The 18112-nt window shown below is 47.0% G+C and carries 14 protein-coding genes and 1 pseudogene; 12 read left to right on the plus strand and 3 right to left on the minus strand.

Features of this window, described 5'->3' with window-relative positions; genetic code table 11:
- Positions 1 to 49: 49 nt before the first annotated feature.
- The gene (locus FOT42_RS15060) at positions 50 to 1156 is read right to left on the minus strand and encodes an adenylate kinase (protein ID WP_151891356.1); all 1107 of its coding nucleotides are present in this window, start codon (positions 1154 to 1156) and stop codon (positions 50 to 52) included.
- A gap of 119 nt (positions 1157 to 1275) precedes the next feature.
- Between FOT42_RS15060 and FOT42_RS15065 the strand changes: the two genes are divergently transcribed.
- The 5 genes from FOT42_RS15065 to FOT42_RS15085 all read left to right on the plus strand — a co-directional run bounded on the left by FOT42_RS15065 (position 1276) and on the right by FOT42_RS15085 (position 5980).
- The gene (locus FOT42_RS15065; RefSeq protein ID WP_151891357.1) at positions 1276 to 2439 is read left to right on the plus strand and encodes a 5-(carboxyamino)imidazole ribonucleotide synthase; all 1164 of its coding nucleotides are present in this window, start codon (positions 1276 to 1278) and stop codon (positions 2437 to 2439) included.
- A 53-nt stretch (positions 2440 to 2492) separates the two neighbouring features.
- Positions 2493 to 2984: a 5-(carboxyamino)imidazole ribonucleotide mutase gene (gene purE / locus FOT42_RS15070; RefSeq protein ID WP_151891358.1), complete on the plus strand. Its 492-nt coding sequence runs from the start codon at positions 2493 to 2495 to the stop codon at positions 2982 to 2984.
- A 68-nt stretch (positions 2985 to 3052) separates the two neighbouring features.
- Positions 3053 to 5083: a M3 family metallopeptidase gene (locus tag FOT42_RS15075; RefSeq protein ID WP_151891359.1), complete on the plus strand. Its 2031-nt coding sequence runs from the start codon at positions 3053 to 3055 to the stop codon at positions 5081 to 5083.
- Between the two features lie 109 nt (positions 5084 to 5192).
- Positions 5193 to 5747 carry a sigma-70 family RNA polymerase sigma factor gene (locus tag FOT42_RS15080; protein WP_072881173.1) on the plus strand — a complete coding sequence of 185 codons (555 nt, stop codon included), beginning with the start codon at positions 5193 to 5195 and terminating at the stop codon, positions 5745 to 5747.
- Positions 5748 to 5749: 2 nt separating this feature from the next.
- On the plus strand, positions 5750 to 5980 hold the full coding sequence (locus tag FOT42_RS15085) for a hypothetical protein (protein ID WP_151891360.1): 231 nt from the start codon (positions 5750 to 5752) through the stop codon (positions 5978 to 5980).
- On the opposite strand, the gene FOT42_RS15090 is transcribed toward FOT42_RS15085, so the two are convergent.
- Positions 5977 to 6801: a UbiA prenyltransferase family protein gene (locus FOT42_RS15090; RefSeq protein ID WP_151891361.1), complete on the minus strand. Its 825-nt coding sequence runs from the start codon at positions 6799 to 6801 to the stop codon at positions 5977 to 5979. The genes FOT42_RS15085 and FOT42_RS15090 overlap by 4 nt on opposite strands.
- Positions 6802 to 6927: 126 nt before the next feature.
- Between FOT42_RS15090 and gcvP the strand changes: the two genes are divergently transcribed.
- The 7 genes and pseudogenes from gcvP (at position 6928) to FOT42_RS15125 (ending at position 16398) form a co-directional block, all read left to right on the plus strand.
- Entirely contained in the window at positions 6928 to 9777 is a 2850-nt protein-coding gene (gcvP, locus tag FOT42_RS15095) for an aminomethyl-transferring glycine dehydrogenase (protein WP_151891362.1), read from the plus strand.
- Positions 9778 to 9942: 165 nt separating this feature from the next.
- A complete protein-coding gene (locus FOT42_RS15100) occupies positions 9943 to 11001 on the plus strand; it encodes a 3-oxoacyl-ACP synthase III family protein (RefSeq protein ID WP_151891363.1) in 1059 nt (352 codons plus the stop codon).
- Between the two features lie 191 nt (positions 11002 to 11192).
- On the plus strand, positions 11193 to 11711 hold the full coding sequence (locus FOT42_RS15105; RefSeq protein ID WP_151891364.1) for a class I SAM-dependent methyltransferase: 519 nt from the start codon (positions 11193 to 11195) through the stop codon (positions 11709 to 11711).
- A gap of 241 nt (positions 11712 to 11952) precedes the next feature.
- Positions 11953 to 12795, plus strand: coding sequence for a glycosyltransferase family 2 protein (locus tag FOT42_RS15110; RefSeq protein WP_151891365.1), 843 nt, complete (start codon positions 11953 to 11955; stop codon positions 12793 to 12795).
- A gap of 213 nt (positions 12796 to 13008) precedes the next feature.
- Complete coding sequence (locus tag FOT42_RS15115) at positions 13009 to 15099, plus strand: MopE-related protein (protein ID WP_151891366.1); 2091 nt, start codon at positions 13009 to 13011, stop codon at positions 15097 to 15099.
- Between the two features lie 33 nt (positions 15100 to 15132).
- Positions 15133 to 15189 (plus strand): annotated as a pseudogene (locus FOT42_RS18505) (hypothetical protein); the annotation flags it as partial.
- A gap of 18 nt (positions 15190 to 15207) precedes the next feature.
- Positions 15208 to 16398 (plus strand): T9SS type A sorting domain-containing protein, encoded by a 1191-nt coding sequence (locus FOT42_RS15125; RefSeq protein WP_151891367.1) that lies wholly within the window; start codon positions 15208 to 15210, stop codon positions 16396 to 16398.
- A 9-nt stretch (positions 16399 to 16407) separates the two neighbouring features.
- Here FOT42_RS15125 and pafA read toward each other — a convergent pair whose 3' ends face one another.
- Complete coding sequence (pafA, locus tag FOT42_RS15130) at positions 16408 to 18084, minus strand: alkaline phosphatase PafA (protein WP_151891368.1); 1677 nt, start codon at positions 18082 to 18084, stop codon at positions 16408 to 16410.
- Positions 18085 to 18112: the final 28 nt, after the last annotated feature.

Raw genomic sequence — 18112 nt, forward strand, 5'->3', positions numbered from 1 at the left:
TATTGTTAGTAAATGAAACGACAGCAGCCTTAAAACTGCCCGTCCTTTATTACAAGGTTTCGATTATTTTGCTCAGTCGTTCTGTAATATCGTCGATGTTGCCTATCCCGTTCACGGAATGGAACTTGTCCTGTTTTTCGTAGTAAGCCTTCAGCGGGGCAGTTTTCTCGTTGTATTCGTCAAAACGGTTACGGATCTTGTCTTCGTCCTGATCGTCTGAACGACCACTGCTCTTGCCGCGTTCCAACAAGCGTGCCACCAAGACATCATCATCGGCCTCTAGGGCAATGGTGGCGTTCACCTTCATGTTCTTGGACTCCAAAAAGTTGTCCAGTGCCTCTGCTTGGGCGGCCGTACGTGGAAAACCATCAAAAATGAAACCTGCTGCGTCCGGGCTTTTCTCCACCTCGTCCTTCAGCATGTCTATCGTTACCTCATCCGGTACCAAATCGCCCTTATCTATAAAGGACTTGGCCAACTTGCCCAAATCGGTACCATTTTTAATGTTGTAGCGGAAAACATCCCCTGTGGATATGTGTTTCAGGTTATACTTTTCCTTCAAGAACCCCGCTTGGGTCCCTTTTCCAGCTCCTGGCTTTCCAAAAAGCACTAGGTTGATCATATCTGATTGGTTTAATTGGTAAACTTCCCTAAGATTTCTGCCCAATTCGTTGTAGTCCAGCCCATATCCCACGATAAAATTGTCGGGGATCTCCAGACCCACATAGTCGATGGCATACTCACCATTATATACTTCGGCCTTGTAAAAAAGGGCCGCTATCTTAAATTCCTTCACATTGGTATGGGAAAACAGGTGCACCAATTGTTTCAGGGTACGACCCGTGTCCACCACATCCTCCAAAATGATCACGCTCTTGCCCTCGATCTCTTCCGGCGCGTCCAGCAAGGTTTCCACAATTCCCGTGGAAGTCAGCCCTTGGTAAGAACTCAACCGCACAAAGGAAACCTCACAGGGATTCTGATAGGCCTTCAAAAAATCGGACACGAACATAAAGGCCCCATTCAACACCCCCACAAAGAGAGGCGTCTCGTCCTTGTAATCCTTGGCAATTTCATCGGCCATTTTCTTGATGGCGGCAAGGATTTCCTCTTCCTTTAAATAGGGCTTAAAAAACTTGTCGTGAAGTTTGATCAATGTGCTGCGATTAAATGGTCAGGTTGGCAAAGATAGTATTTTTGGGGTGGTATGTCCACCTATCTTTTATCCCTTCGAGGAATTCATGTATTTTTGCTTTCATTCCAATTCGCTGATCAATGCAATTTTTTTCATCCGATTTTAAACTGGGCATCTTGGGAGGGGGACAATTGGGCAAAATGATGCTCTACGAGACCCGCAAATGGGATATCCACACCAAGGTGATGGACGCCTCGCCAGAAGCCCCCTGCAAAATAGCCTGCAACGAATTTGTGCTGGGCGATCTGATGGATTTTGACGCCGTTTACCACTTTGGGAAGGACGTGGACGTACTCACCATCGAGATTGAGAACGTAAATGTGGACGCCCTTGAAAAACTGGAATACGAAGGCATCAAGGTCTACCCTCCCACCAAAACCCTGCGGACCATACAGAACAAGGCCACACAAAAGCTTTTTTATACGGACCATGGCATCCCAACGGCACCGTTCACCCGTTTTGCCTATACTTCGGAAATCGAGGACAGCATCCATAACGGAGGGCTCCAACTGCCCTTTGTTTGGAAAAGTGCCCAGTTTGGCTACGATGGCCAGGGCGTGAAGGTGGTCAGGAAAATGGAAGACCTCCAAGGCCTGCCCAATGTGGAGTGCCTTGCGGAGCAAATGATCGGTTTCAAAAACGAATTGGCCGTTATCGTGGCAAGGAGCACCAAAGGTGAGGTAAAGACCTACCCTGTGGTGGAGATGGAATTCCACCCCGAGGCCAACCAAGTGGAATATGTGATCTGTCCCGCTAGAATCGATGCGACCGTGGCCCAAAAGGCGCAGGAAATTGCGCTGAAGGTTTCGGAACAAATGAAACACATTGGCCTGCTTGCCGTGGAAATGTTCCAGACCCAGGACGATGAGATCTTGGTGAACGAAGTGGCGCCAAGACCGCACAACAGTGGACATTACAGCATTGAAGCCAGCTATACCAACCAGTTTGAACAACACATCCGCGCTATTTTGGGGCTCCCCTTGGGAAAAACCGACAGCAAAGTGGCCGGTATCATGGTCAACTTGGTAGGGGCCGAAGGACATACGGGCGATGTGGTCTATGAAAACATGGCAGACATCTTGGAAATGGAAGGCGTGACCCCGCACATTTATGGAAAAAGAGAGACAAGACCTTTCCGGAAAATGGGACACGTGACCATTGTGGACGAGGATATGGCCAGGGCCAGAAAAGTTGCCCAAGAAGTAAAGGAAACCATCAAGGTAACAACAAACAAATCACAATAATCAAATTCCAAATGCTAGACTAAAGGTTTTTGGAAGTTACAGTTTGGAATTTTATGAAAAAAGTAGCCGTGATCATGGGAAGCACCAGCGACCTTCCCGTTATGCAAGAAGCCATCGATATATTGAAAGAATTCGGGATCACCGTTGATGTGGACATTGTTTCCGCGCACCGTACTCCCGAAAAACTGTTCGATTTTGGCAAAAATGCCCACACAAATGGATATTCGGTGATCATTGCCGGGGCCGGAGGGGCAGCCCACCTGCCCGGAATGGTAGCTTCATTGTCCCCATTGCCCGTGATAGGTGTGCCCGTAAAGAGCAGCAACTCCATTGACGGGTGGGATTCCGTCCTCTCCATACTCCAGATGCCCGGCGGGGTACCCGTTGCCACCGTGGCGCTGAACGGTGCCAAGAATGCAGGTATCTTGGCTGCACAGATCATTGGCAGTTCCGACGCTGAAGTACTGAACAAAATCCAATCCTACAAGGAAGGACTAAAGGAAAAAGTCATCAAAGGAGCCGAGGAAGTAAGAAAAATGAAGTAACTCGTCCTAAACAAAACCACTTTACTTTGTAAAGCCTCTGGCTATCATATACTATTACTGATTTACCCATGAACAACCCACTATTGGAGCCTTTTGACCAAGCTCCGTTTTCCAAAATAAAGAACGAACACTTCAAACCGGCTTTTCTTCAGGCCATTGATGCTGCCAAAAAGGAAATCGACGACATCGTGGAAAACCCCGATGCGCCCACCTTCCAAAACACCTTGGAGGCCCTGGATTTTGCCGGTCAGCAGTTGGACCGCATTTCCAGCGTTTTTTTCAATCTGAATTCGGCGGAGACCAATGAGGAAATCCAAAAGATAGCCCAAGAAGTGTCCCCCCTATTGTCCGAATTCAGCAATGACATTACCCTGAACCAAGGCCTTTTTGAACGCATCAAGGCTGTTTATGACCAAAAAGATACTTTGGAACTCACTCCTGAGCAGGAAACCCTTTTGGAAAAGAAATATAAAAGCTTTAGCAGGAACGGGGCCAATTTGAACGATTCGGACAAAAAGCGATTACGGGAAATCGATGCCGAACTTTCCAAACTGAAATTGAAGTTCGGGGAAAATGTGTTGGCCGAAACCAATAAGTATGAAATGCATCTTACCCATGAGGAAGACCTTAAAGGTCTGCCCGAAGGTGAAAAAGAAGCCGCTGCACAGTTGGCCGAATCCAAAGGAAAAGATGGATGGCTCATCACACTGGATTACCCCAGCTATATCCCTTTCATGAAATATGCGGAGAACAGGGAGCTTCGCAAGGAGCTTTCCATTGCCTTTGGCAGCAAAGGGTTTCACAAGGATGAACTCGACAATCAGAAAAACATCCTGAAAATAGTCTCTCTTCGCCACGAACGCGCAAATCTTTTGGGCTATGCCACCCATGCCCATTTTGTATTGGAGGAGCGTATGGCGGAGACCCCGCAAAAAGTAATGGATTTTCTGAACGAGCTGCTTGAAAAGGCAAAACCGGCCGCAGAAAGGGAGTTTGGGGAACTGGAAACCTTTGCAAAAAGTTTGGACAACATTGATCGGCTCGAAAAATGGGACAGTGCCTTCTATTCCGAAAAGTTGAAGCAAAAGCTCTTCAATTTGGATGATGAGAAACTGAAACCGTATTTCAAACTGGAAAATGTGATCAACGGCGTTTTTAAAGTGGCTGAAAAACTCTTCGGACTTACATTCAAAGAGGTCCAGACCATTGAAAAATACCATCCAGATGTGAAGACGTATGAAGTGTATGATGACAAAAACAACTTCATTTCGCTCTTCTATGCCGATTTCCATCCCAGACCCGGAAAGCGTGGCGGAGCTTGGATGACCTCATACAAATCCCAATACACGTTGAACGGAAAAAATAACAGGCCACACATTTCCAACGTTTGCAATTTCACCAAACCGACCAAGTCAAAACCCTCGCTGCTCACTTTCAATGAAGTGACCACGCTTTTCCACGAATTTGGGCACGGGCTACACGGTATGTTGGCCAACACCATCTACCCCAGCCTTTCGGGCACTTCGGTCTATTGGGATTTTGTGGAACTGCCCAGTCAGGTCATGGAAAATTGGTGTTATGAGAAAGAGGCCCTGGAGCTTTTCGCCTTTCATTACGAGACCGGGGAATTGATTCCCATGGAGCTGGTGGAAAAAATTAAGGAATCCGCCACCTTTCAGGAGGGAATGGCCACGGTGCGCCAGTTGAGCTTTGGCTTTTTGGACATGGCATGGCATAGCAAAGATCCATCAAACATCAACAATGTGAAGGCTTACGAGGCCAAGGCGTTTGAGGGCACGGACTTGTTCCCCGACACCCCTCAAACCTGTATGAGCACATCGTTTTCCCATATTTTCCAAGGAGGGTATTCCTCAGGATATTACAGTTACAAATGGGCCGAGGTGCTGGATGCAGATGCTTTTGCCCATTTCAAGGAGAATGGCATTTTCAGCAAAACGGTCGCCGATAAGTTCAAGGAAAATGTACTCTCCAAAGGAGGGACGGAGAACCCGATGGAACTCTACAAACGTTTCAGGGGAGCGGAACCCAATATCGATGCGCTTTTGGAAAGGGCCGGACTCATCAAAAAAGCAAGCTAAATGCAGTAGCTGCGCAATGGACAGATGGTTTTGGGCGAAAATTGGGACACATCTTACCCACGAGCATCCTTTGCAGCGTAAAAACCACTATTTTTGCTACTTCGAAACTATGGGCAAGCACGAACTCCATCCTCAGAATTGGGTAGATCTCTATGCAGATTACCTCTTCAACTACGCCGTGGCCAGGGTCAGCGATGCGGAAATTGCCAAGGATCTGGTGCAGGAAACTTTTTTTGCAGGCCTCAATTCTTCCAAAAACTACAAGGGTGATGCCGCCGAGCGTACTTGGTTGGTCTCCATATTGAAAAGAAAGGTCATAGACCATTACCGCAAGAGCAATTCCAAAAAAGGAAAGGCAGAGGTCCGCATCAATTATAGTACGGATTCCGAATCCGAAGGTGATTGGCTGGAAGAGCAAGTGGCCGACCCATTTACCAGGGATGGGGACAACATATTGGAGAACGAGGAGCTTGGGCTGGCCTTGCAGGAGTGTTTGGACAAATTGCCCAAAAAGCAGGCCCAAGTCTTTAAGATGAAGACCATCCAGGGAATGGAAACTGAAGATATTTGTAATGAGTTGGACATAAATCCGTCCAACTTGTGGGTAATGATCCATAGGGCAAGGACCTCGCTTATGGGTTGTTTGAACGAAAATTGGTTTTAGCTATGAAGATTTCATGCGAAGAGGCGTCACATATCTGTAACAAGTCCCAATACAAGGAGGCAAGCTTTTGGGACATTGTAAAGCTTCGGTTCCATCTTTGGAATTGCAAGACCTGTAAAACATATTCCAAAAAGAATTCCAAGTTGACCTCCCTTTGTGATCGTGCAGGACTTTCCACACTCTCTGACCATGACAAGGAATGTATGAAACGTGACTTGGAAAAAAGACTCTAAAAAAACCGCTCCACCCACCAGAACATCCCAAACCAGAAGACAGGGATAGCCTCTACCCAAAACGATACAAAGTATCGGGATGTCATTTTTTTATTGGCGATAAGCACAAAGATCAAGACTAGCGTGAGGGCCAATCTCAGTACGATTTCGACTTGATGGACCCCATCTTTTAAAAAAGTTAGGAGAAAAAAAACGACCGCTAGGACGATGCCCAAATTTTGGGTCCGTCTAACCCCCAATACCTGCGGCAAGGTCCGAAGATCTTTATCGTCCCATTGCATATCCCTGATCTCAAAAGGGATGATGAGCACCAACACCAACAACACCCGTTGCAGGAAAAGCACCCAAAAATCCCAACCAATGGGCATTTGCACATCCAAAACAGGCAACAGGACAGTAAAACCGGCCCACACAAAGGCCACAATATAGATTTTCAACCCTCCTAGGCTCCTTAGGTTTTTCGCGCTTGGCAAAAACGGAACGGCATACAATGCGGACAATAGGCCCAAGATCACCGTGGCCCACCAAATCTTGGCATCCAGTTGCAGCAAAAAATAGAGTGCAAAACCAAACGACACAAAACTGAAGATCTGAATGATCTTGTGATAGGCATTGGACACGATCAAATATTTGTAGGCCTCCACCCCATATTTGATGAAATTGTAACAGACGATCACCCCAAAAAAAATGAATCCCAACAAATCAATATCGGAAGAAATGCCCAACAAATGAAAGGTGACACCCGCCAACGACAACACGGCCAAGGCCACATGGATACTGGCATCCAAATAAAAATCAAAAATAGACTTCAAGGTCTTCATCTTTACGGGTTTTCCCTTCGTTCCCAAAAGGTTGATCAGTGGTTAACAACTTTGCTTCACTCACCTTCAAAATTGCCTATTTTCATTGAATTTATCCCTAATTTTGTGCACTTTATTGGATTGAACATGAATACAGAAGTGTTTGCCGCCAGACATATCGGCATATCAGAAAAAGACCTTCCCCAAATGCTCAAAACGATTGGGGTGGATAGTGTGGAACAGCTCATCCATGAGACCATTCCCGACGATATCAAACTTAAAAAACCACTGGACCTTCCCGCAGGGATCAGTGAGCATGAGTTCCTGGACCATTTGCAGGAGCTGGCCCAAAAGAACAAGGTTTTCAAGACCTATATTGGCCTGGGCTACCATGAATCGCTCACTCCTTCCCCCATCAAAAGGAACATTTTGGAAAATGCAGGATGGTACACCGCCTATACGCCTTATCAGGCAGAGATTGCCCAAGGAAGGCTGGAGGCCCTGCTCAATTTCCAGACCATGGTGAGCGATCTCACTGGCATGGAAATCGCAAATGCATCGCTCTTGGATGAAAGTACGGCTGCCGCCGAGGCCATGACCATGCTGTTTGAGCTGCGCAACAGGCAACAAAAAAAGGATAACGCTTCCAAATTCTTTGTTTCGGAAGAAGTGCTCCCACAAACGGTGAGCCTTCTCGAGACCCGTGCCATACCTTTAGGTATTGAATTGGTGATCGGCAACCATGAAACTTTTGATTTCTCTTCCGAATACTATGGCGTCCTCTTGCAATATCCCGGAAAGTATGGGCAAGTGTACGATTATGGGTCCTTTGTGGAAAAAGCAAAGGCCAACGAGATCAAAGTGGCCGTAGCTGCCGATATCCTGAGCCTTGTCCTGTTGAAGGCCCCCGGTGAATGGGGTGTGGACGTAGTGGTGGGCACTACCCAGCGATTTGGGATCCCATTGGGCTATGGAGGTCCCCATGCGGCCTTTTTTGCCACCAAGGAAGAATACAAAAGAAGTATTCCCGGAAGGATCATTGGCGTGACCAAGGACACGGATGGCAACCGTGCCCTGCGCATGGCGCTACAGACCCGGGAACAGCACATCAAAAGGGACAAGGCCACCTCCAACATCTGTACCGCACAGGTATTGTTGGCCGTCATGGCAGGCATGTATGCCGTGTACCATGGCCCTGAAGGGTTGAAATACATTGCAAACAAAGTGCACAAGCATGCCAGGGTATTGGTCAGCACCTTGGAGTCCCATGGATTCCAGCAGACCAATACCGCTTATTTTGATACGATAACGGTCAAAGTAAAACAAGTCGAAAAACTAAAACAAGCCACTGAAGGAAAAGGGATCAACCTAAATTATGTTGACCCTGAAACCGTCTCCATTTCGTTGAACGAAGCTGTTTCCGATCAAGATGTGCAAGTATTGGTTTCCTGCTTTTTGGAAGCCCATAACATCCAAAGAAAAGAAGCCAATATTGCCAAAGAAGAGGCCATACCAACTGCTCTGCAACGAAAAACGGCATTTTTGGAACATGAGGTGTTCAATTCCTACCATTCCGAGACCGAGTTGATGCGCTACATCAAACGATTGGAGCGCAAGGACCTTGCTCTAAACCATTCCATGATCTCCTTGGGCAGTTGCACCATGAAATTGAACGCAGCTTCCGAAATGCTTCCCTTGAGCTGGCCCCATTGGGGCAACATCCACCCCTTTGTTCCTTTGGAACAAGCACAGGGCTATCAAGACGTATTGAAATCGTTGGAAGACCAGTTGAATGTCATTACCGGGTTCTCCGCTACTTCCCTTCAACCCAATTCCGGGGCACAGGGCGAGTATGCTGGCCTGATGGTCATCCGTGCCTATCATGAGTCCAGGGGCGAGGGACACCGCAACATCTGTTTGATTCCCGCTTCCGCGCACGGGACCAACCCAGCTTCCGCCGTAATGGCAGGCATGAAAGTGGTGGTGACCAAAACCGATGAAAGAGGAAACATCGATGTGGCCGACTTGGAAGAAAAAGTACAGTTGCATGCCGAAAATTTGGCAGCATTGATGGTGACTTACCCATCCACCCACGGTGTTTTCGAATCGTCCATCAAACAGATTACCCAATTGATCCATGACAACGGAGGGCAGGTCTATATGGACGGCGCCAACATGAACGCACAGGTCGGGTTGACCAACCCTGCCACCATTGGTGCGGACGTGTGCCACCTCAACCTGCACAAGACCTTTGCCATCCCACACGGAGGTGGTGGACCAGGAGTAGGGCCCATCTGTGTGGCGGAGCAATTGAAACCCTTCCTACCTTCCAATCCTGTGATCAAAACGGGAGGTAAAGAAGCCATCACAGCCATTTCCGCTGCCCCTTGGGGAAGTGCATTGGTCTGTTTGATCTCTTACGGATACATCAAGATGTTGGGTGCCGAAGGCCTTACGAATGCCACAAAAGCCGCCATCCTGAACGCCAACTATATCAAAGACCGCCTCAAGGGCAAGTTTGATGTGCTCTACACTGGCGAAAGAGGCAGGGCAGCCCACGAAATGATCATCGATTGCAGACCTTTCAAGGCCAATGGCGTTGAGGTAACGGACATTGCCAAACGCTTGATCGACTATGGCTTCCATGCCCCGACCGTATCTTTCCCTGTAGCTGGAACGTTGATGATAGAACCCACCGAAAGTGAAAGCCTTGCCGAACTTGACCGTTTCTGTAACGCGATGATTTCCATTAGGGAAGAAATCGATGAGGCGAGTGCGGACGAACCAAACAATGTACTCAAAAATGCTCCACATACGTTGGGGATGATCACCAACGACATCTGGGAACACCCATATAGCCGTCAGAAAGCCGCGTTTCCGCTGCCCTATGTGGCCGAAAACAAGTTTTGGCCCAGCATCCGAAGAACGGATGAAGCGTTTGGGGATCGTAATTTGATATGCACCTGTGCACCCATTGAAGCTTACGCAGAAGCATAGCAAACCCTTGCAGATACAAACAAAAAGCCTTGGAACAAACAAGTTGCCCAAGGCTTTTTTCTTTCTGTGACATATTGGAAGGTTTATTGAGCATTGTACAATTTATTATGCATGCATAACAATGAATTCTGAATAACTTACCTTTAAGTACCAAACAACCTCGATATGAAAATCGGTATTACGGGAACGGGCAGCTATATCCCATCCATCATCACCAAAAATGAAGCTTTTTTGCAGCATAAATTCTTGGGTGTTGATGGAAGCAAGATCGAACAGGAAAATTCGGTGATCATTGAAAAGTTCAAGGCCATCACTGGAATTGCTGAACGAAGATATGCAGAGCCCGAGTTCAAGACATCGGATATAGGGTATTTGGCCGCAGAAAAGGCCATTGCCGACGCTGGAATCGATAAAGAGGAGTTGGACTATATCATTTTCGCCCATAATTTCGGCGATATGACCCTTGGTAAAATCCAAGGCGACACTTTACCAAGCCTTGCAACACGGGTAAAACATCTTTTGCAGATAAAAAACCCAAAATGTGTGGCATACGACCTTATTTTTGGTTGTCCAGGATGGATTGAAGGGGTCATACAAGCTTCGGCGTTCATCAAAAGCGGCATGGCAAAAAAATGCTTGGTGATCGGTGGCGAAACACTTTCGCGGGTGGTGGATCCCTATGATCGTGACAGTATGATCTTTTCCGATGGTGCCGGGGCGGCCATCATAGAATCAACAGAGAGTTCAGGTGAAATTTTGGCGCACGACTCCGTAACTTATGCAGGAGAAGAGGCCTACTATCTCTATTTTGACAAGACCAACAGCGCAGAGGGCTGCAAGGACACCCGATACATAAAAATGCTGGGGCGCAAAATCTACGAATTTGCCTGTATCAATGTGCCCAAGGCCATGGCAGCTTGTTTGGACGACAGTGGTGTGGCCATTGATGATGTCAAAAAAATATTCATCCACCAGGCCAATGAAAAAATGGACGAGGCCATCATCAAACGATTCTATAAACTCTATGGAAAGGATGCCCCTGAGAACGTCATGCCCATGAGCATCCATGAATTGGGAAACAGCTCCGTGGCCACCATTCCGACCCTCTATGACCTGGTTCTGAAGGGACAACTACCCGAACATCAACTCAACAAGGGTGATGTGGTCATCTTTGCCAGTGTCGGTGCGGGAATGAATGTCAATGCAATTGTTTATCGATACTAAACAACAAGTTCAAGAATCAAGTTCAATTGCAAATACGTTCGTTTCTATTTTCGCCGAACGAAGATGCAGGATGCAAGAAATAAGAACCAAATAACTGAACAACTAAATAACTGAACAACTAAATAACTGAACAACTAAATAACCCAACAACTTAATTGGGATTTGTGGTTTGTTTTTTGGAATTTTAGCGCATGTACGAGAACAACTTTCCCAACAAACGTTACAGGCACACTTTGGCGTTTCTGCAGAAGCATATTGGCACTTCGGAATCCATTTTGGACCTAGGGGTCGAAAATCCTTTTTCAGAAATCATGAAGGCAAATGGATACCAAGTGGAAAACACCAAAGGTGAAGATCTGGATGTGGATTATGAAGCCGTTTCCCGATCCAATGCCAGTGTGGTGACCGCTTTTGAGATTTTTGAACACATGGTGGCCCCGTACAATGTGCTAAAAGAGATCAAGGCCAATAAATTGGTGGCCAGTATCCCCATGCGACTTTGGTTCTCCCCAGCTTATCGGAGCAAGACCGATCTTTGGGACCGACACTACCATGAATTTGAGGACTGGCAATTCGATTGGTTGTTGGAAAAGGCCGGATGGACCATAAAAGATTCTGCAAAATGGACCAATCCAGCCAAAAAGATTGGAATCCGACCGCTGTTGCGGTATTTCACCAATCGATACTATATTGTTTATGCGGAACGATAGTTTAATTGACAAGAACAAGTTCAAGTTTCAAATTCAATTGCAAAAAGGTTTGTGGAATTCCTGCCTTCGGCAGACACAAGACACAGGACCCAGGAATCAAGAAATAGGACCGCAATGACCAAACAACAAGCTCAAGTTCAGCTGCAAAAAAGAAAGCGAAATTCAAGAAACAGGAACCCAACAACTAAATAACCCAACAACTTATTTGGGATTTGTGGTTTGTTTTTTGGAATTTTAGCGCATGTGGATCAGCATTGTCATTCCAGCGCATAACGAGGCAGCTTATTTAAAGGATTGTCTGGATTCCTTTGTGGGACAGACCCATTTGCCCGACGAGGTGATTGTGGTGGACGACAATTCTTCTGACAATACTTTTGAAATTGCCCAGAGCTTCGCAGAAAAATTTTCATGGATCACAGTATTAAAGCGAAAATCCGTGGATGAACATATCCCCGGCAGGAAAGTGGTGGACACTTTTAATTTTGGGCTGCGGCGCACCGCAGAGTTTGACCTTATCGGAAAGTTTGATGCGGACATCATTCTCCCTCCCAACTATTTTGAGACCATGGTCAACCAATTTCAGAGCAATTGGAAACTGGGTATGTGCTCTGGTCTGCTCTATATCCGAAAAGGAAACGATTGGGTTTATGAAAATATCGCCGACAAGACCCATGTCCGTGGTCCCATTAAACTGTACCACAAGGCCTGTTTCAATAAGATTGGAGGATTACGACCTGGAGTGGGATGGGACACTGTGGACACCCTCTTGGCCAAATACCACGGTTTTGAGACGCAGACCGTTCCAAAGCTGAAGGTCAAGCACCTCCGCCCTACCGGACATGGGTATAGTTCCACGAACTACCAGGCCAAGGGAACAGCGCTCTACAAAATGCGCTACGGTATTGTCCTGACCAAAGTGGCTGCACTCAAAATGGCATGGCAGGCCAAGAGTCCAAGTTTGTACTTTCAAACCATTTTTGGGTTTCTAAAGGCGTTTTTCCAACAAAAACCTTTCTATGTTTCCAAGGCAGAGGGAAGGTTTATCCGGAAATACCGTTGGAAGGGAATTTGGTCCAAAATATAGGATTTTACACGTATTTACAGCCCATATCGTATTGATTGTCCTACAAAGTTTCCAACAAAAATCAATCCGTCAATTGGAAAGGGGCATCCATCAATTCAACGCCTTTCCGAAAATCAAGTTTTTTATCTTTATTGTGTCTGTAGCATAACCCAAATCCATGGCAACCGTACCTGATATGATTATCGGGGAAGGGCCGCAAAACGGTTATGCAAAATGAAAACATATCCTTTTTCCCCTTCGGCAGTGTTTTATACCCTTGTCCTTGGCTTGTTCTCCAGTTGGGCCATGGCACAGCAACCTGGTGAATCCGATTTCGACAATACGGGTTATGTGGAATACATTTATGGGAACCATCCCATTATCATTTCCATTCCACATGATGGGGACCTAAACCCGATTGAGATACCTGATCGAAATTGTATGGACTGCATCTACGGAAACGATACCCATACTCAAGAGATGGGAAGGGCCATTGCCCAGGCCTATTTTAATGAAACCGGTTTCTATCCCTATGTCATCATCAACAGGCTCTCCCGGGCAAAATTTGATGCAAACCGCGAAAAACCTGAAGCAGCGGACGGCAATCCAACCGTGGAGTTGGCCTTCGACAATTATCATGATTTCATAGAATCTGCCAAGACAGATATCATCCAAAACTTCGGCAGGGGTCTTTTTATAGACCTTCACGGACATTCGCATGCCATTGAAAGGGTCGAGCTCGGATATACGCTTACCGGAGCGGAACTTCGGCTTTCCGATGCTACTTTGAATACCAATGCCTATATCAACAGAAGCAGCGTCCGAACCTTGATCAATGATAATAGTGATGGATTGACGCATGTACAATTATTAAAGGGTGCAAAGAGTTTTGGAACCTTATTGCATGAAAAAGGGTTTCCATCGGTACCAAGTACACAAGATCCCTTCCCCAATCAAAATGAAGATTACTTCAATGGCGGTTACAATGTTTGGATACATGGATCTCGATTAAATGCTGGTGAAATTGATGGCATCCAGATTGAAGTCAATCAAGATGTCCGCTTCGACCAAGCGGATAGAGCACTCTTTGCGGAATCCTTGGCACAATCCCTCATCCAATATTTGAGTTTACATTATGGGGTCGGTGTTATAGATTTTGACCAAGATGGGTTCACTTCCGATCAAGATTGTGATGATGACAATCCCAATATCCATCCCAATGTCTTGGAGATTGCTTACAACGGCATTGACGACGACTGTGATCCTTCAACCTTGGACGATGACCTTGACCAAGATGGCTTTGCCAATGCAAATGATTGTGACGACAATGAACCCAACATCAATCCCAATGCCATGGAAATCCCATACAACGGCATTGACGACGACTGTGATCCTTCAACCTTGGACGACGACCTCGACCAAGATGGCTTTGCCAATGCAAATGATTGTGACGACAATGATCCCAACATCAATCCCAGTGCAGTGGAAATCCCGTACAACGGCATTGACGACGACTGCAATCCCGCCACTTTGGACGATGACCTTGACCAAGATGGCTTTGCCAATGCGGACGATTGTGACGACAACGATCCCAACATCAATCCCAGTGCCATGGAAATCCCGTACAACGGCATTGACGACGACTGCGATCCCGCCACTTTGGACGATGACCTTGACCAAGATGGTTTTGACAATGCGGATGATTGTGATGACAACGATCCCAACATCAATCCCAGTGCAATGGAAATCCCGTACAACGGTATCGATGACGACTGTGATCCTTCAACCTTGGACGATGACCTGGACCAAGATGGCTTTGCCAATGCAAATGATTGTGATGACAACGATCCCAACATCAATCCCAGTGCCATGGAAATCCCGTACAACGGCATTGACGACGACTGTAATCCCGCCACTTTGGACGATGACCTTGACCAAGATGGCTTTGCCAATGCGGACGATTGTGACGACAATGACCCCAACATCAATCCCAGTGCCGCCGAGATCCCCTACAATGGCATTGATGACGACTGTGATCCTTCAACCTTGGACGACGACCTCGACCAAGATGGCTTTGCCAATGCGGACGATTGTGTCGACAATGACCCCAACATCAATCCCAGTGCCGCCGAGATCCCCTACAATGGCATTGATAACGACTGTGATCCTTCAACCTTGGACAACGACCTCGACCAAGATGGCTTTGCCAATGCAAATGATTGTGATGACACCAATCCCAACATCAATCCCAGTTCGATTGAAATCCCGTACAACGGTATCGATGACGACTGTGATCCTTCCACCTTGGACGATGACCTCGACTAAGATGGTTTTGCCAATGCAAATGATTGTGATGACACCGAGCCCAACACCAATCCCAGTTCGATTGAAATCCCGTACTACGGTATCGATGACGACTGTGCTCCTTCAACCTTGGACGACGACCTCGACCAAGATGGTTTTCCCAATGCAAATGATTGTGATGACAACGATTCCAATATCAATCCCAGTGCAATGGAAATCCCGTACAACGGCATTGACGACGACTGTGACCCTTCATCCTTGGACGACGACCTGGACCAGGACGGCTTTGCCGATGCGGACGATTGTGATGACAGCAATGCCAACATTAACCCGAATGCTTTAGAAATCCCCTACAACGGCATTGACGACGATTGTGATCCCGCCACTCTGGACGACGACCTGGACCAGGACGGCTTTGTCGATGCGGACGATTGTGATGACAGCAATGCCAACATTAACCCGAATGCTTTAGAAATCCCATACAACGGCATTGACGACGATTGTGATCCCGCCACTCTGGACGACGACCTGGACCAGGACGGCTTTGTCGATGCGGACGATTGTGATGACCTGAACCCGAACATCAATCCCAGTACGTTGGAGATCCCCTTCAATGGCATTGATGACGACTGTGATCCTTCAACCTGGGACGACGACCTTGACCAAGATGGCTGTGCCAATGCAAATGACTGTGATGACCTGAACCCGAACATCAATCCCAGGACGTTGGAGATCCCCTTCCATGGCATTGATGACGACTGCGATCCTTCAACCTTGGACGACGACCTGGACCAAGATGGCTTTGCCAATGCGGATGACTGTGACGACAATGACCCCAACATCAACCCCAGTGCGATTGAAATCCCGTACAACGGCATCGACGAGGACTGTGACCCTGCGACCTGGGACGATGACCTCGACCAAGATGGCTTTGCCAATGCAAATGATTGTGATGACCTGAACCCCAACATCAACCCCCTAGCTCATGAAATGCCCGATAATGAAGTTGATGAGAACTGCGACGGAATATTGGAGACCACACCTATCTCTGAACCAGAACCAGAACCAGAACCAGAACCAGAAATTAATTATGGAGTAATCATTTATCCCAACCCAGCAAGAGATCAAATATTTATCAAAAAAGACTATGATTCAGATTTTCTGATTAAACTTTTTGACATCAATGGAAGGTTGATCTTGAGCGAGAAAAATCATAAAGTACTGTCGATTGACCATCTTTCCAGTGGAACCTATGTATTGATCTATTCAGACCCCTCTTTAAGACAAGTCATCAGAAAAAAAATAATCATCTCAAGATAAGAGATGCTCTCATTCCAACACCTCCCCAATGGGCCTGCCCGTGGTCCCGCTCGGGAACGCGATGCCCAATAGGGCGGAAATGGTTGGAGCAATGTCCGGAATCTCGGTTCGGTTCACTGTACTGCCCTGCTTAATGCCCTTTCCGTAGAGCAATAGAGGCACATGTGTGTCATACACCTGAGGGGAACCGTGAGTGGAACCTGTTCTGCCACTTGAATAAATGAACCCTGGATTGGGCACGATGAGCACATCTCCCGACCGTTTTTGGTTGTAGCCGTTCTGTAAAATATAGGGGATGCCCTTGGTATAATTGTTCGCCCACATTTGATGGCCCGTATAGACCTCACCAATGCCCTCATAGCTCAAAAGCTCCTTTGCAATATCCTCTTGCGCTTCTTTTAGATCGATGTCCAAATTGGCCAAAATCTTATGGTCCAGAAAAAGTTGATGGTTGGAGAGGTCCTTTACCACATCGGTAGTCCCATATTTATATTTCAGGAATTCTGCAAACTTGGCCTGAAGCCCTTTCATATCCAAATATCCCGCTGGTATTTTTGAATCCTTCAAATAAGCAGGCACATCGATGGCAGCATGGTCGGCCGTAAGAAAAACCGTGTACTCGCCCTCGCCCACCTTTTCATCCAAAGCAGCAAAAAAACGGGCCAAATCTTGGTCCAACCGTATGTACGTATCTTCAATTTCCTTTGAATTCACCCCAAAAAAGTGGCCCACATAATCCGTACTGGAAAAGCTTACCGCCAAAAAGTCGGTAATGGTATCCACACCCAAATCCTCTCCTTCCAAGGCCGCCAAAGCAAAATCAGCGGTCATGCTATTACCATAAGGTGTGCTCCGCAATAGACCAAACTGTCCGTTGGCCTCCCACAAAGCGGGAAGATCATGTGGAAAAGCCGAGGTAGTCTCCCCCTTGAACATTCCTTCATAGCTGTTGGCATCGATACCGCTTTCCACATAGGTTTCGATAGGCTTCAAGGTATTCCATGGTTTTTTATAGGCTTCCACGGCATCTGAATTGTTAAAGTCAACCACCCATTGTGGCAACGCATCCATATAATAGGAACTGGTGATCCAGTTTCCTGCCGCCCCACCTTCAAACCAATAGGCGGCATTGGCCGTATGGCCCGCAGGAAGTACGGCACCCCTGTCCTTCAAGGCCACACCGATTACTTTGCCCCTTTTTTGGGTATGCATCCGCAACTCGTCGGTAACCGTGGTGGTCAGCATTCGGTGGGGCGACATTTGCCCAGCATCGGAAGTGGTCCCTATTGAAGTATAACTATCATCCCCGGCACAGTAGACATCGGTGCCCGTTTCCTTATTGTACCAATCATTGCCAATGATACCGTGTGTGGCAGGTGTTGTTCCCGTATAGACCGATGCATGGCCTGGACCGGTGCTCGTCGGCGCATAGTTATAGTGATGGTTTTTGCAATTGAACCCTTGGTTCACCAACCTTTTGAAGCCGCCTTCACCATATTGTGTCCAAAAACGGGTAAGGTAGTCATAGCGCATTTGGTCCACTATGATGCCTACCACCAATTTGGGCGTATGGGCTATGGGTTCGGGCTGTTGTTCTTCGGTTATGCTCTTCTTTTTACGTTGACCATAGGATAAACTGGTCATGAACATTACTAACAGCAATAAAATGAGGTTGGTTTTTCTCATGGTGTGGATTTAATCAAACTAGGACAAA

The organism is Flagellimonas hadalis, assembly GCF_007785775.2.
In the GTDB taxonomy this organism is placed as follows: domain Bacteria; phylum Bacteroidota; class Bacteroidia; order Flavobacteriales; family Flavobacteriaceae; genus Flagellimonas; species Flagellimonas hadalis.